This is a genomic window from Streptomyces sp. NPDC002776, from assembly GCF_053592195.1.
In genome coordinates this window covers 17,393-34,249 of the sequence record NZ_JBSFVG010000030.1, presented here as the reverse complement: position 1 = coordinate 34,249, position 16,857 = coordinate 17,393, and the positions used below count along the sequence as shown (strand labels likewise).

Below are 16,857 nucleotides of genomic sequence, written 5' to 3'. Positions count from 1 at the left end.
TGGCTCGGCGTGGCCTTGACCAGTGACGGCTGGCTGTTGCTCTCTTCCAGCGAGGTCAGCTGGACGGTGCCGCCACTGGTCAACGGGGTCCACAGCGCCGTAATCGTCAGGTCGAAGGCGAGGGGAGAGTGCAGCACGGTCGAGCCTGCCATCGCCGGGTACGCGCCACGAGCCCGGTGGAGGTAGGTGGCCAGCGCGTGATGGTCGATGACCACACCCTTGGGCCGTCCGGTGGATCCGGACGTGTAGATCATGTAGGCGGCATGGCGCGGAGCCCACGGCATCCGCCGCTCGGAGTCGTCGACCTCGGCCGCCGACTGCCCGGCATACACCTCGTAAGGTATCGGCTCGGTGAGCGTCAGCACGGGCGCGGCGTCTTCGAGCATGTACTCGATCCGCTCGGCCGGATACTCCGGGTCGACCGGCAGATAGGCGGCCCCGGCCTTCACCACGGCGAGCAGGGCCACCACAGCGTCCAGCGACTTCGGCAGCGCCACCGCCACGAACTGCTCGGCCCCCACACCCTGCGCGATCAGATAACGCGCGAGCTGGTTGGCACGGCCGTTCAACTCACCGTAGGAGAGCGAACGACCGTCGCAGACCAGGGCCACCGCATTCGGCGCACCCTCTGCCTGCCGGGCGACCAGTTCATGCAGCGGCACGTCCGGCAGCTCGGTGGCGACCCCGTTCCACTCCACCAACACCCGTTCCCGCACGTAGGGTTCGAGCGTCTCCAGGCGTCCCACGAGCTGGGTCGAATCGGCGACCAGCGCCTCCAGCACCCGCACCACCCGGTCCGTCAAGTCTCGCGCCAGGCTCTCCTCGCACACATCGGCCCGGTAGTCGAGCCGCAGACTCAGTGCCGAGTCCCGCGTGTGGGCGACCAGGTTGGCTACGAAGTCCGTGTGCTCCACGGCGTGGAACCCGGTGACGCGCAGGCCGTCGAGGTCGAGGCTCGTCGCGTCGGCGCTGACGGGGTAGTTCTGGAACACCATGGCGGTGTCGAAGAGTTGGGGGTGTGCGGCCCAGGTCTGGATGTCGGTGAGGCCCGGCCATTGGTGGTCGAGGAGTGCGGTCTGTTCGTGCTGGAGGCGGCGGAAGAGGCCGGTGAGGGTCTCGGAGTGGTCGAGGCGCAGCCGCACGGGAAGGGTGTTGATGAACAGGCCGATCATGCGCTCGACGCCGTTCAGCTCGGGCGGGCGGCCGGAGACGGTGGCGCCGAACACGACGTCGTCCCGGCCGGTGGCCTGGGCCAGTGCCAGAGCCCACGCGCCCTGCACCACGGTGTTCATGGTCACGCCCGTCGCCCGCGCCCACCCCGTCAGCGCCTCGGTCGCGACCGCGTCCAGGCCGAACGGCACGCTCAGCGGGGCCGCGTCGACCTCGCCCGCGCCCGGCGCGAGCAGGCAGCCTTCCTCCAGGCCGGACAGGGAGTGCTGCCAGGCTGCCCGGGCGGCGTCCCGGTCGCGCTCGCCCAGCCAGGCCAGGTAGTCGCGGTAGGGGCGCACCCGGGGCAGGGCGGAGGCGTCGCCGGCGGCGTACAGTGCGGTGAGCTCCTGCCAGAGCAGTGGCAACGACCACCCGTCGAGCAGGATGTGATGGTTCGTCATCACCAGTCGGACGTGATCGGCGGACAGGCGTACCGCGGTGAGTCGCAGCAGCGGGGGTCGGGTGAGGTCGAAGCGGCGGTCCCGGTCCTCGGTGGCGAGGCGGTCGGACGCGGTGGAGCGTTCGGCGGTGGGCAGTGCGCTCAGGTCCACCTCGCGCCAGTCGGGTTCGATGTCGGCCGGGACGGTCTGCACCCATGCGCCCGAGGCGGTCTGCCGGAAACCGGCGCGCAGGTTGGGATGGCGCAGCAGCAGGGCATGGGCCGCCGAGCGCATCCGGGCCGCGTCGAAGGTGCCTTCCAGGTCGAAGGAGATCTGGCCGACGTAGACGTCCCGGGCGTCCTGGTCGTAGAGGTTGAGGAAGAGGAAGCCCTCCTGGAGGGGGGCCAGGGGGAGCACATCCTGGAGGCCGGGGACGGCCTGCTCCAAGAGGTCGATGTCGTCCTGCCCAAGCCCGGGGTGGGCGAGGTCCGACGGCGTCAGTGCGGCCACTCCGGGGCGGCCGGTCTCCGCGACGAGGTCGCGCAGGGCCCGGAACCAGGCGTCGGAGAGCCGCCGGGCGTCCTCGTCGGTGAGCAGCGCGGACGCGTACGTCCAGGTCGCCCGCAGCCGGATGCCCGAACCGGTGTCCAGGGCCACGGCGTTGAGATCGACGGGGTGGGCAAGCGGCATGGCACCGTCGATGCCGGCCACGTCGCCTCCGTTGATCGGCCACGAGCCGCCGGTGTCGTCCTGTCCGAGCCGGCCGAGGTAGTTGAAGCCGAACTGCGGCTCGGGCAGCGCGGCGAGCACGTCCCGCGTACGCGGGTTGAGCCGGCGCAGCAGGCCGTGGCCGAGGCCGTCGCCGGGTACCGTGCGCAATTGCTCCTTGACCGCCTTGAGCGCCCGGATCATCGGGGCGTCGGTGCCGTCGGCGCGGGGCGCGGCGAGCCGTACGGGGTACATGGCGGTGAACCAGCCTGCGGTGCGGCTGAGTTCGCTGCCGGGCACGGCGTCCTCGTGGCGGCCGTGGCTCTCCAGGTCGACGACGATCGGGGCGTCCGGGTCCTCGGCGCGCCCGCGCCGCCACTCGGCGACGGCGACCGCGAAGGCCGTCAGGAGCACGTCGTTGACCGTGGCGCGGCACAGGCCCGGGACCCGGGTGAGGAGTTCGCGCGTGGTGTCGGCGTCGAGCTCGGCCCTGAGCTCGCCCGCCGTGGCATGCAGGTCGCGGGTGCGGTCCAGGCGAGGGGCGGTCGGAGCGTCGGCGAGCACGGTGCGCCAGTGGTCCAGTTCGGCCTCGGTGCCGGGGTGTTCGGCGAGCCGCGCGAGCGCGTCCGCCCACTGCCGCCACGGGGTTCCGGTGGGTGCCAGGTCGCCGCCCTCGTAGGCGGTGACCAGGTCGGGCAGGAGGATGCGCCAGGTGACGCCGTCGACGACCAGGTGGTTGGCGACCAGGACGAGGAGCCCCTCGTGCCCGGGGCCGCGGTCCAGCCAGACGGCCTGGAGCATACGGCCGCCGGCGGGGGACAGCCTCTCGCGTGCGGCACGGGCCTGTTCCGCCACGGCGGCACGCAGCGCCTGCTCGTCCAGGCCGGAGGCGTCGAAGAGGCTCAGCTCCGGGCCGACCGAGCCGGGCTCCGGGACGGTGACCGTCCAGTCCTCGGCGACCCGCAGGCGCAGGGCGTCATGGTGGTCGAGGAGGGTGCCGAGGGCGGCGCGCAGTGCGTCGGGGTCCAGGCCGGCCGGAGTGGTGAGGACGACCGACTGGGCGAACGGGGCTGCGTCGGAACCGAGTTCGGCGAACCAGCGCATCATCGGTGTCGCGGGCGCGGTGCCCCACGGCGAGCCGGAGACGACGGCCGGACGGTCTCCGCCTGCGGCTTCCTCGGTGGCCGTCCCGGCGAGCAGGGCCGGGGTCTGCTGCTCGAAGACGTCCCGCACCGACAGCGTGAGCCCGGCCGCGCGGGCCCGGCCGATGAGCTGGATGGACAGGATGCTGTCGCCGCCCAGGTCGAAGAAGCCGTCGTCGGCGCCCACGGCCTGAACGCCGAGGGTCTGTGCGAACAGGTCGCACAGCAGCCGCTCGCGAGCGGTCGCCGGAAGGCGGCCGGACCGCTGGGCGAAGTAGTCGGGGGCGGGCAGCGCCTTGCGGTCCAGCTTGCCGTTGATCGTCAGCGGCAGCGCGTCCAGGGCGACGAACGCCGTCGGGATCATGTGGTCGGGCAGCGTTTCGCGCAGCTCGGCGCGCAGCCGGGCGGCGTCCGGGGCGTGGCCCGGCTCCGGGACGACGTAGGCCACCAGGCGGCGGTCGCCCGGGCGGTCCTCGCGGACGACGACGGCGGCCCGGGACAGCTCGGCGCGTTCGGTGAGGACCGCCTCGATCTCGGTCGGCTCGATGCGCAGGCCGCGGATCTTGACCTGGTCGTCGGCACGGCCGAGATACTCCAGCTCGCCGTGCGGCAGCCACCGCACCAGGTCACCGGTGCGGTACAGCCGGGAGCCCGGCGCGCCGAACGGGTCGGCGACGAACCGTTCCGCGGTGAGCGCGGGCCGGCCGTGGTAGCCGCGGGCCAGGTGCGGTCCGGCCGCGTAGAGCTCGCCGGGTACACCCGGTGCGACCGGGCGCAGCGAGGCGTCCAGGACGTAGACGGCCGTGCCCGCGACGGGGGAGCCGATCGGCGGCGTGACGGCGCCGGAGAGCGGACGGCTCATCGTGGAGCAGACCGTGGTCTCGGTGGGACCGTAGGAGTTGAGCAGGGTGCGGCCCGCGGACCAGCGCTCCACCAGCTCGGGCGGGCTCGTCTCGGCGCCGACCACGAGGGTGGTGTCGTCGGGCAGGGATCCCTCGGCCATCAGGCCCAGCACCCCGGGCGTCAGGCTCAGATGGGTCGCGGAGTGCCGGGTCGCCAGCGCGGCGAGCTCGGGGCCCGGGGTGGTCTCCTGCGGGGCGACGATCAGGGTGGCGCCGGTGAGCAGGCCCATGGCCAGCTCCCAGAAGGCGGCGTCGAAGCCGGGGGAGAGGTGCTGGAGAACCCTGCTGCCCGGTCCGGCCGCGCAGTCGCGGACGAAGATGTCCAGCAGGCCCGGCAGACCGGTGTGGGTGACGACCACGCCCTTGGGGCGGCCCGTCGTGCCCGAGGTGTAGATCATGTACGCCGGGTGCTGCGGGCGCAGTGCGACGGAACGCTCGGCGTCGGTGACGTCGTGCGCGGGCAGTGCGGCCAGTTCCTCGGCCGTACCGGTGTCGTCCAGCAGCAGCCGCGGTACGCCGCTCTCGGGCAGGCCGGTGGCGACGGCGGCGGAGGTCAGCAGCACGACCGGGGCGGCGTCGGCGAGGACATGGGCGACCCGCTCGGCGGGATAGGCCGGGTCGACGGGCAGATAGGCGGCGCCCGCCTTGAACGCGGCGAGGGCGGCGACGACCAGGTCGGTGCTGCGGGGCAGGGCGGTGGCGACGAACTTCTCGGGCCCGGCGCCCAGGTGGAGCAGTCGGCGGGCCAGCCGGTTGGCGCGCGCGTTGAGTTGGGCGTAGTCGAGGACCTCGCCCGCGAACTCGACGGCGGGCCGCCCGGGCGCCTCGGCGGCGTGCCGTTCCACATAGGCGGCGAAGGTCAGGGCCTCGGCGGGGCGGGCGGTGTCGTTCCACTCGGTCAGCACCCGGTGCCGTTCGGCGTCGCTGAGCAGTTCGACGTCGCCGATGCGCCGGTCGGGGTCGGCGACGAGGGTGGTCAGCAGGCGCAGGAACCGGTCGGCCAGGGCGCCGACCGTCTCCTCGTCGAACAGGTCGGCGCTGTACTCGGCGGCGCCCACGAGGCCCGCCGGGGTCCCGTCGGCGTCCCGGTGCTCGGTGAGCTCGAGAGCCAGGTCGAGCTTGGCGACGCCGGTCTCCACCGTCAGCGGGGTCGCGCCGAGGCCGGTCGCGGCCAGCGCGCCCAGGGCGTTCTGCTGGGTGGTGTCCAGGCTGAGCAGCACCTGGAACAGCGGGTTGTGGGACAGCGACCGGGCCGGCGCGAGCACGTCCACGAGGTGCTCGAAGGGCAGGTCCTGATGGGCGTAGGCGGTCAGGTCGGTCTCCCGGACGCGGTCCAGGAGTTCACGGAAGGTGGGGTTGCCCGATGTGTCGGTGCGCAGCACCAGCGTGTTGACGAAGAAGCCGACGAGCTGGTCGAGGGCGTCGTCGGTGCGGCCCGCCACCGGCGTGCCGACGGGGATGTCGTCGCCCGCGCCCATCCGGGACAGCAGGGCGGCGAGGGCCGCCTGAAGGACCATGAACAGGCTGGTCCGCGACTCCCCTGCCAGGGCGACGGCGGCCTGGTGGACCGCCGGGGGCACGGCCAGCGGCATCCGGCCGCCCCGGTGCGTGGCGACGGCCGGCCGGGGCCGGTCGGTGGGCAGCTCCAGCCGTTCGGGAAGGCCGTCCAACGCCTGCTTCCAGTGGGCGAGTTGCCGCCCGGCGAGCGTCGTGGCGTCCGCCGCGTCGCCGAGCGAGGCGCGCTGCCACAGCGCGAAGTCGGCGTACTGCGCGGGCAGCGGAGCCCAGGCGGGCCGCGTGCCCTCGGCCCGGGCGGTGTACGCGGTCGCCAGGTCGCGCATCAGGGGGCCCAGCGACCAGCCGTCCCCCGCGATGTGATGGACCATCAGCAGCAGAACGTGCTCGGCCTCGGACACCCGGAACAGCTCGGCCCGCACGGGCAGGTCGCGCTCCAGGTCGAAGCAGTGGCGGGCGGCCCGCTCCAGCCGGTCCGCCACCTCCGCCTCGGTGGTCTCGACGACCGGCAGCGGGAAGCGGACGCCCGCGGCGTCCAGCACGATCTGCCGGGCACCCCGCTCGTCCTGCGCGAAGACCGTGCGCAGGCTCTCGTGCCGGGCGATCACATCGACGAAGGCGCGCCGCAGCGCGTCGGTGTCGAGCGCGCCGGTCAGCCGCAGCGCTCCGGTGATGTTGTACGTCGGTGAGGGGCCCTCGAGCTGGTGCAGGAACCACAGCCGCTGCTGGGCGTACGACAGCGGCAGCCGCTCCGGGCGCGGTCCGGCCGTGAGCGGCTCCCGGGCGTGCTCGGCACCGTCCAGGGCGGCTGACAGACCGGCCACCGTAGGCGTGTCGAACAGCTGTCGGACCGACAGCTCCACACCGAGCGCGGCGCGGATGCGGGCGGCGAGCCGGGTGGCCAGCAGCGAGTGGCCGCCCAGGTCGAAGAAGCCGTCGTCGACGGTGACCCGCGGGACCGCGAGGACCTCGGCGAACAAGGCGCACAGCAGCTCTTCGCGCGGGCCGCGGGGAGCGCGTCCGGCGGCCGCCGTGTAGGTGGGGGCGGGCAGCGCCCGGGTGTCCAGCTTGCCGTTGGGCGTCAGCGGCAGCGCGTCCAGCGCGACGAACGCGGAGGGCAGCATGTGCTCGGGCAGCCGGGTCGCCGCGTGGTCGAGCAGTGCCCGGTCGGCCATGTGCCCGTCGGTGACCACGTAGGCGACGAGCCGCCGGTCGCCGGGGGTGTCCTCGCGCAGCCGCACGGCGACGTCCCGGACGGCGGGGTGGGCGGCGAGCACCGCCTCGACCTCGCCGAGTTCGATCCGGAAGCCGCGGATCTTGACCTGGTGGTCGGCGCGGCCGAGGTAGTCCAGGCCGCCGTCGGCGCGCCGCCGGGCCAGGTCGCCGGTGCGGTACATCCGGGCGCCCGGCTCGCCGAACAGGGCGGCGTACGGGTCGGCGGGGAAGCGGTCGGCGGTCAGCCCCGGGCGGCCCAGATAGCCGCGGGCGAGACCCGCCCCGGCGACGTACATCTCGCCGGTGACGCCCGGCGGCGCGGGCCGCAGCCGGGCGTCCAGGACGTACACCCGCAGATCGGGGATGTTGACGCCGATGGTGCTCGCCGAGGCGGCCGCGGCCGTGGCCCGGTCCAGCGGGAAGTGGGAGACGTGCACGGTGGTCTCGGTGATGCCGTACATGTTGACCAGCACCGGGGCGTCGTCGGCGTGCCGCTCGTACCAGTCGGCGAGCCGCGTCAGATCCAGTGCCTCGCCGCCGAACACCACGTAGCGCAGGGTGAGTTCGCGGGTGTGCTCGCGGTCGGCGGCGGCCAGCTGGTGGAACGCCGACGGCGTCTGGTTGAGCACGGTGACCCGCTCGCGCTCCAGCAGGGCGAGGAACGCGGCCGGGTCGCGGCTCACGGAGTGCGGTACGACGACCAGCCGGCCGCCGTGCAGCAGCGCGCCCCACAGCTCCCAGACGGAGAAGTCGAAGGCGTAGCTGTGAAAGAGCGTCCACACGTCCCGCTCGTCGAAGCCGAACCAGTGATCGGTGGCCGAGAACAGCCGCACGACATTGCGGTGCGGCACGGCGACGCCCTTGGGCCGCCCGGTGGAGCCCGAGGTGTAGATGACGTACGCGGTGTCCTGCTCGTCGAGCGGCCGGACGCGCTCGCCCTCCCGGAGGTCGTCCGGGGCGTACCCGTCCGCCTCGCCCGCGCCCAGAACGATCGTCGGCACCTCGTGGGCGGGCAGCCGGGCCGCCGCCTCCTCGGTGGTCAGCAGCATGACGGGAGCCGCGTCGGACAGGGCGTGGGCCAGCCGGTCGGCCGGGTAGCCGGGGTCGAGCGGTACATAGGCGGCACCGGACTTGACCACCGCGAGCAGTGCGACGACCAGTTCCGCCGAGCGCGGCAGCGCCAGCGCGACCAGGTCGTCGGGGCCGACACCGCGCTCGACGAGCAGCCGGGCCAGCTGATTGGCCTGCGCGTTGAGCCGGGCGTAGGTCAGCGAGGTGCCCTCGAAGGTGAGCGCCGGGCGGTCCGGGTGCCGGGCCGCCTGCTGTTCGAAGAGCTCCGGCAGCGTCGCCCGCGGCGCCGGGGTCCGGGCGTCCGGCCGGTTGGTGTCCACCAGCAGCGTCCGGTGCTCGCCCGGCACCAGCACGTCCAGGTCGCCCAGCCGCCGGCCCGGGTCGGCGACGGCCTGCGCGAGCAGCCGCAGCAGCCGCTCGGCCGTCGAGCGCGCGGTGGTGGCGTCGAACAGCTCCGTGCTGAACTCCACGGCGAGGTCGATGCCCGCGGGACCGCCGTCGGCGTCCCGGCGCTCGTCGAAGGCGAACGCCAGGTCGAACTTGGACAGTCCGGTGTGCACGGGGACCAGTTCGGTGCGCAGACCGGGCAGCCGGCCCAGCTCGCCCAGGGCGTCCTGCTGGGTGGTGTCGAAGGTCAGCATGACCTGGAACAGCGGATGGTGCCCGGCGCCCCGGTCCGGGTTGACGGCCTCCACCAGCCGCTCGAACGGCAGGTCCTGGTGCGCGTAGGCGGCCAGGTCGGTGTCGCGGACCCGGTCGAGCAGGGTGCGGAAGGCCGGGTCGCCGCTGGTGTCGGTGCGCAGCACCAGCGTGTTGACGAAGAAGCCGACGAGGTTCTCCACGGCCGCGTCGGTGCGTCCGGCGATGGTGGAGCCGAGCGGCACGTCCTCACCGGCGCCGAGCCGGGTCAGCAGCGCGGCCAGCGCGGCCTGGAGCACCATGAACACGCTGGCGCGGCTCTCGGCGGCCAACTCGGCGAGCTGCCGGTGCAGTTCGGCGGGCACTGTGAGGTCGATCCGGTCGCCGGTGTTGTCGCGGCGGGCCGGGTGCGGCCGGTCGGCGGGCAGCTCCAGCCGCTCCGGGAGCCCGCCCAGGACCCGCCGCCAGTGCGCGAGCTGCCGGGCGCCCTCGCTCTCCGGGTCCCCGTCGGCGCCCAGGAGCGTCTGCTGCCACAGGGTGTAGTCCGCGTACTGCACCGGCAGCGGGGCCCAGTCGGGGGCCGCCCCCGCCAGCCGGGCGCCGTAGGCGGTGCCCAGGTCGCGGGCGAGCGGCTCGAGGGACCAGCCGTCGCCGGCGATGTGGTGCAGCACCAGCATCAGCACGTGCTCGTCCGGGGCCGTGCGCAGCAGGGCGGCGCGCAGCGGGAGGTCACGGGCGAGGTCGAACGGGGTACGGGCGACCCGGGAGATCTCCTTGTCCAGGTGCGCGGTGTCGGTGTCGGTGCGCTCCAGGCGGACCGCCGCGGCGGACGCGGGCAGGACGACCTGGTGAGGGCCGTGCTCATCTTCGGCGTAGACGGTGCGCAGGCTCTCGTGCCGGGCGACCACGTCCCCGAGCGCCGTTTCGAGCGCTACGGCGTCCACCGGACCGGTCAGCCGCAGCGCGGCCGGGATGTTGTACAGCGGTGACGGCCCCTCGAACTGGTGCAGGAACCACAGCCGTTGCTGCGCGAAGGACAGCGGCAGCCGCTCGGGACGCCGCTGGGCCGTCACGGCCGTACGCGCCCGGCCCTCGCCGTCCAGGGCGCGGGACAGGGTCGCCACCGTCGGAGACTCGAACACCCGCTGGATCGGCACCTCGACGCCCAGGGCGGTGCGGATGCGGCTGATCAGCCGGGTGGCGAGCAGCGAGTGGCCGCCCAGGTCGAAGAAGCTGTCGTCGATGCCGACCGCCTCGACGCCGAGGACCTCGGCGAAGAGCGTACACAGCAACTCCTCGCGCGGGGTGCGCGGTGCCCGGCCCGCGCCGCGCTCGGGGGCCTCGGGGACGGGCAGGGCCCTGCGGTCCAGCTTGCCGTTCGGGGTCAACGGCAGGTCCGGGAGCGTGAGGAACGCCGAGGGGATCATGTAGTCGGTGAGCAGCTCGCGCAGCCGCGCCGCCAGGGAGTCCGCGTCGGGTCCCTCTTCCCCGGCCGGGACGACATAGGCGACCAGGCGCTGGTCGCCGGGCCGGTCCTCGCGCAGGAGCACGGCGGCCTGGGCGACCTCCGGCTGCCGGGTCAGGGCCGCCTCGATCTCGCCGAGTTCGATGCGGAAGCCGCGCAGCTTGACCTGCTGGTCGGCGCGGCCGAGGTAGTCGAGGCTGCCGTCGCGGTTCCAGCGCGCCAGGTCTCCGGTGCGGTACATGCGGCTGCCGGGCGTGCCGTGCGGGTCGGCGGTGAACCGCTCGGCGCTCAGGCCGGGGCGGCCCAGGTAGCCGCGGGCGAGCTGGACACCGGCGATGTACAGCTCGCCGGGCACCCCGGAGGGCACCGGGCGCAGGGCGGAGTCCAGCACGTACATCCGGGTGTTCCACACCGGGCGGCCGATCGGCACCGGCCGCGAGCCGGTGTCCTCGGCGCACGGCCAGTAGGTGACGTCGACGGCGGCCTCCGTCGGACCGTACAGGTTGTGCAGCGGAACATCGGTCAACGCCTGGAAACGCGCACGAAGTTCGGCAGGGAGCGCCTCACCGCTGGAGAACACGCGGCGCATCCCGGACAGCGCTCCGGCGGACGGCTCGCGCAGGAACACGTCGAGCATCGAGGGCACGAAGTGCGCGATGGTGATCCGCTCGCGCCGGATCGTCTCGGCCAGATAGGCCGGGTCGAGGTGGCCGTCGGGCCGGGCGACCACCAGCGTGGCGCCCGTCAGCAGCGGCCAGAAGAACTCCCACACCGACACGTCGAAGCCCGACGGGGTCTTCTGCAGCACCCGGTCGTCGGGGCCGAGCCGGTAGGTGTCCTGCATCCAGGCCAGCCGGTTCACGATCGCCCGGTGGGGGACGACCACGCCCTTGGGGCGGCCGGTGGAGCCCGAGGTGAAGATGGCGTACGCGGGGTGGCGCGGGTCGAGGTCCGGGGCCGGAGCGACGGCGGGCGTGCCGGGCGCGTCCGGTCCGTCCAGCAGCAGCCGCGGAGTGCCGTCCGCGGGCAGCCGGTCCTCGGTGTCCCGGCCGGTCAGCACCAGCATCGCGTCCGCGTCGTGCAGGACGGTGGCGATACGGTCCGCCGGGTACCCCGGGTCCACGGGCACGTACGCGGCGCCCGCCTTGAGTACGGCGAGCAGGGCGACGACCAGTTCCACCGAGCGGGGCAGCGCGACGGCCACGAACGTCTCGGGCCCCGCGCCGCGTTCGGCCAGCTTCGCGGCGAGCTGATCGGCGCGGGCGTGCAGTTCGGCGTAGGTCAGGGAGGTCCCCTCGTACGTCAGGGCCTCCGCGTTCGGGGTGCGGGCCGCCTGCCGGTCCAGCAGCGCGGTGAGGGTGTCGTCCGGTATCTCCCGGCCGGTGTCGTTCCACTCCTCAAGGACGCGGCGCCGCTCCTCGGCGGTGAGCACCGCGGACCGGCCGACCGGCCGCTCGGGGTGGCCGGCGAGGTCCTCCATCAGCCGGACGAAGCGGTCCTGAAGATCCGCCAGTTCTGGGTGGCCGTACACCTGCGGATTGCCCTCGAAGTCGACCCGGAGGCCCGACTCGGGGGTGCCGGTCAGCACGAAGTTCAGGTCCGTGGTGGGGCCGGACCCGAGGCTGCGCATCAGGCCGAGGGGACCGCCGAAGTCGACCGGCCGGGTGTACGGCAGGACGTTCACGGTCGGCCCGAACACCCCGGCGCCGCCCCGCACTCCGAGTTCGCGGCCCAGCTCCTCGCCCCGATAGCGGCTGTGCGCCATCAGGCCGCGCAGGGTCGCGGAGACCTCGTCGAGCAGGGTGGCGAAGCTCGCCTCCGGGTCGACGGTCAGACGCAACGGCAGCTGGTTGGAGACCATGTTCGGCGTCGTCCGGGCGTTGGCGCCGTACCGGCCGGTGACCGGGACCGACACCACGACGTCCCGGGCGCCCGTCATCCGGTGCAGGAACGCCGCCACCGACGCGATCACCACCCGAGCCCAGGAGGAGCCGGCCGCCTGCGCCGTCTCCTCCAGCACCCCGGTGCGCTCCGGCCCCAGCCGCACGCTGGCCAGCGTCCCGGCCAGGGCGTGCGGGCTCACGCGCCCGGTGAGCCGGACCGGCTCGGGACGGTCGGCGAACAGCCCGGTCCAGTACGCCCGGTCGCGCTCGTGCCGCGCCGACTCCTGGTAGGCCACCTCGTCGGCGGCCATCCGGTCCATGCTGCCGAAGGAGTGCTCCGGGACCTGATCACCTCGCGTCAGCGCCCGGTAGACCTCGGCGAGCCGCTCGTAGAACAGCGTCATGCTGGTGCCGTCCAGCACGATGTGATGGACGCCCAGGTAGTACATGTGCCGGCCGGGCGCCAGCGTGAACAGCGCGTGGCGGCTGATGTCCGGCTGGTCCAGCGCGACCGGCGTGGCCCGGTCGCGCTCCATCCAGGCGATCGCCTCCGCCTCGGGGTCCGCGTGCCCGGTCAGATCGAAGTGCGGCAGCCGCACCGGGGTGTCCGGGCAGTGCTCCCGGTACGGCTCCCCCTGCTCGTCGGTGAGGAAGCGGGAGCACAGCGTCTCCGTCTCGGCCAGCGTGCGCCGCAGCGCCTCGGTCAGCACGGCGTGGTCCAGCGGGCCGTCGATCTCCAGGCAGGAACCGGTCTTGTAGCTGGTGCCCTCGGGGTCCAGCTGCTGGCCCAGCCACACCTCGCGCTGGGCGGCCGTCAGCTCGTGCCGAAGGGTCGGGAGCTCGGACACCTGTCTCCTCACAATCATCCGCCGGAAAACCCCGGCCTTTTCCGTGCCGCGCCGCGCGGAAAGTCATCGAGGCGCTGGTGAGACGTCGTCAAAACAAAGACGAACGGGGACGCTAGCAAGGTTTCCAAGAGACGGTCAACATGGTTATCGGTGATGGATAACCACAGCTCAGAGGCCTGATATCGAGCCGATAGCGAGGTTATACGGGGCGTTTGTAGAGTGTTCCCGACTGTCGTTACCAGCTATCCGTCGGCATTCCCTGAACGTGACTCCGGGAATTGTATTCCCGATGGTGCTTCCGTGATTCTCCCGTTCTTGTATTGGAGAGCCCCATGCCGCCCCACGCCATCGCCTACGCCGAGCTGTACGTCGCGGACGACCGGGAGGCCGCAGGATTCCTCACCGACAACCTCGGCTTCGTGCCGGTGGCCGCGGCGGGCCCCGCCACCGGCACACCCGACCGCCGCTCCACGGCGCTGCGCAGCGGCGAGGTGATCCTGGTCGTCACCCAGGCGCTGGGCGAGGGCACTGCCGTGGCCCGCTTCGTCGAGGCGCACGGCGACTCCATCGCCGACCTCGCCTTCAGCTGTGCCGACGTCCGCTCCGCCTACGACCGGGCCGTTCTGGCCGGCGCCACCGCGCTGCGCGCGCCGACCCCGGCCCTGACCGGCGGCGACTCCCAGTACGCCACGGTCTCCGGCTTCGGCGACATCCGCCACACCCTGGTCGCGGCCGGTGAGGACCTCCCGCTGCTGCCGCCCGACCGCGTCTGGGCCCTGCTGCCGGCCGCCGCCGAAGCCGGCGGACCGCGCCCCGCCCTCGACCATGTCGCCGTTTGCCTGGAGCCCGGCACCCTGCGCAAGACCGCCGACTTCTACGAGGCCGCCTTCGACACGCCCTACTACTCCTCCGAGTACATCGAGGTGGGCGGCCAGGCCATGGACTCCATCGTCGTGCGCAACGCCGATGGCGGCATCACCTTCACCCTCATCGAGCCGGACGACACCCGGCTGCCCGGCCAGATCAACCGCTTCCTGGAATCCCACAACGGCCCCGGCGTCCAGCACCTGGCCTTCCTCGTCGACGACATCGTGGGCGCCGTCCGCTCCCTCGGTGACCGCGGCGTCGCCTTCCTGCGCACCCCCGGCACCTACTACGACCTGCTGACCGAACGCGTCAGCGGGATGGCCGACCGCATCGCCGACCTGCGCGAGACCAACGTCCTGGTGGACCGCGACGAGTGGGGCTACCTGCTGCAGATCTTCACCCGCTCGCCCTACCCGCGCAGCACGCTGTTCTACGAGTACATCCAGCGCCACGGCGCCCGGGGTTTCGGCAGTTCCAACATCAAGGCGCTGTACGAGGCCGTCGAGCGGGAGCGGGAAGTGGCCGGCCGATGACGACCGCGTCCGTGCCCCGGCACCGGGGCGCGCCCGCCGCGGCCCAGCTCCTCACCCTGGCCGACTTTGCGGACCGCGCACGGGGCGAACTCCACGCCGACGTATGGGACTTCATCGCCGGCGGGGCCGGCCGGGAGCGGACCCTGGTCGCCAACGAGGCGGCCTTCGAGGCGGTACGGCTGCGTCCCCGGGCCCTGCCCGGCATCGAGGAGGCCGACACCTCCGTGGAGCTGCTCGGCTCCCGCTGGGAGGCCCCCCTCGGCATCGCCCCGGTCGCATACCACGAACTCGCCCACCCCGACGGCGAGCCGGCCACCGCACGGGCCGCCGGAAGCCTCGGCCTGCCCATGGTCGTCAGCACCTTCTCCAGCCGCCGCCTCGAGGAGGTGGCCGCGGCCGCCGCCGCCCCGCTCTGGTTCCAGCTGTACTGCTTCCGCGACCACGCGACCACGCTCGACCTGGCCCGCCGGGCGGGCGCGAGCGGCTACCAGGCCCTCGTGCTCACCACCGACACCCCCTTCACCGGCCGCAGACTGCGCGATCTGCGCAACGGCTTCCGGATCCCCGACCACATCACCCCGGCCAACCTCAGCGGAACCGCGGCCACCGGAGCGGCGGCACCGGGCGCGCACAGCAGGCTCGCCTTCGACCGCTCCCTGGACTGGTCCGCCGTAGGAAGGCTGCGCGCCGAGAGCGGACTGCCCGTGCTCGCCAAGGGCGTCCTCACCGCACGCGACGCCGAGGCGGCCGTGGACGCCGGTGTCGCCGGGATCGTCGTGTCCAACCACGGCGGCCGCCAGCTCGACGGCGCCCCGGCCACCCTGGAGGCGCTGCCCGAGGTGGTGGCCGCCGCGCGCGGCCGCTGCCCGGTCCTGCTGGACGGCGGCATCCGCACCGGCGCCGACATCCTCGTCGCGCTGGCCCTCGGCGCCCGCGCCGTCCTCGTCGGCCGGCCCGCGCTCTACGCCCTGGCCGTCGACGGAGCCGCCGGAGTACGCCGGATGCTCGCCCTGCTGACCGAGGAGTTCGCCGAGACGATGGTGCTCACCGGTCATGCCACGGCGGACACCATCGGCCCGGACACCCTCCTGCCGCCGCGCCGGCCGTACCCAGACTGGAGCCAGGGATGACGATCACCGCGGACACCGCGAACCAGGCGGCGGCACTGCCCCGGGCCGCCCTGCACCACAGCCTGTCCGAGCCGCTGCTCGACACGATGAACTTCCTCAATGAGGTCACCCTGCGCTACCCGCAGGCCATCTCCTTCGCCCCCGGCCGCCCCTACGAGGGGGACTTCGACGTCGCGGACGTGCCCACGCTCATCGAGACCTACCTCGACCACCTGCGCGGGCGCGGCCTGTCCGAGGACCGCGTACGCACCGCGCTCTACCAGTACGGCGAGACAGCCGGACAGATCCGCGAACTCGTCGCCGACATGCTGCGGGTGGACGAGGACATGAGCGTCGACCCCGCCTCCGTGGTGGTGACCGTCGGCTGCCAGGAAGCCGTCCTGCTCACCCTGCGCGCCCTGTTCACCGGGCCCGAGGACGTGCTGCTGGTCGACAGCCCCTGCTACGTCGGCATCACCGGAGCGGCCGGCCTGCTCGGCATCGACGTCGTCCCGGTGCCCGGCACCCCGCACGGACCCGGTCTCGACGGCCTCGAAGACGCCGTGCTGGAACTGCAGCGGCAGGGCCGCCGGGCCAAGGCCCTGTACGTCGTGCCCGACTGCTCCAATCCCAGCGGCGTCAGCATGCGGGCGGAGGACCGCACGGCGCTGCTGGCCGCGGCGCAGCGGCTCGGGCTGCTGCTGCTCGAGGACAACCCGTACGGGGTCTTCAGCACCGTCCGGCGGCCGACCTTGAAGGCGCTGGACACCGCGCGTCGCGTCATCTACCTCGGCTCCTTCGCCAAGACCGCCTTCCCGGGCGCCCGGGTGGGGTTCGTCGTCGCCGACCAGCCGGTCCAGAGCGCCGACGGCGGGGCGCCGGGCCTCCTCGCCGGCGAACTGGCCAAGGTCAAGAGCATGGTCACGGTCAACACCTCCAGCCTCAGCCAGGCCGCCGTCGCCGGACTCCTGCTGCGCGCCGGCGGAGGCCTGCGGGCCGCCAACGAGCCCGCCGCCCGGCACTACCAGGCCACCATGGGCGTCCTGCGCGAGACCCTCGCCCGTGAACTGCCGCCCGGCGAGCCCGAGTCGGCCGGGGTGCACTGGAACGACCCCGACGGCGGCTTCTTCCTCACCCTCGACGTCCCCTTCGCCGCCGACGAGGCGGCACTGCGCCGGTCGGCGGAGACCTACGGCGTCATCTGGACGCCGATGCGCTACTTCCACCTGGACGACGCGGGCGACCGCCGTATCCGGCTGTCGTGCAGCGGCGTCACCGTCGAGCAGGCCGCCGAGGGCGCGACCCGGCTCGCCCGCTTCGTCAAGGACCACACGCAAGCCCTCGGCCAGGGGTGAACGGCGGCCCGTCGCA

Annotated in this window: 4 protein-coding genes; 3 read left to right on the top strand and 1 reads right to left on the bottom strand. The window is 73.5% G+C overall.

Annotation, left to right across the window (positions count from 1 at the left end; translation table 11 throughout):
• Positions 1-12,977 (bottom strand): amino acid adenylation domain-containing protein (locus ACWD11_RS33625; RefSeq protein WP_451287675.1); only part of this gene is annotated, 12,977 nt, incomplete at its 3' end.
• A 332-nt stretch (positions 12,978-13,309) separates the two neighbouring features.
• Here ACWD11_RS33625 and hppD point away from each other — a divergent pair.
• Genes hppD through ACWD11_RS33610 form a run of 3 tightly spaced genes read left to right on the top strand, consistent with a single transcriptional unit; the run spans position 13,310 to position 16,841 of the window.
• Complete coding sequence (gene hppD / locus ACWD11_RS33620; RefSeq protein WP_451287673.1) at positions 13,310-14,377, top strand: 4-hydroxyphenylpyruvate dioxygenase; 1,068 nt, start codon at positions 13,310-13,312, stop codon at positions 14,375-14,377.
• Positions 14,374-15,507, top strand: coding sequence for an alpha-hydroxy acid oxidase (locus ACWD11_RS33615; RefSeq protein ID WP_451287671.1), 1,134 nt, complete (start codon positions 14,374-14,376; stop codon positions 15,505-15,507). The genes hppD and ACWD11_RS33615 overlap by 4 nt, the downstream gene beginning before the upstream one ends.
• Positions 15,504-16,841 carry an aminotransferase-like domain-containing protein gene (locus tag ACWD11_RS33610; RefSeq protein WP_451287669.1) on the top strand — a complete coding sequence of 446 codons (1,338 nt, stop codon included), beginning with the start codon at positions 15,504-15,506 and terminating at the stop codon, positions 16,839-16,841. The genes ACWD11_RS33615 and ACWD11_RS33610 overlap by 4 nt, the downstream gene beginning before the upstream one ends.
• Positions 16,842-16,857 lie beyond the last annotated feature (16 nt).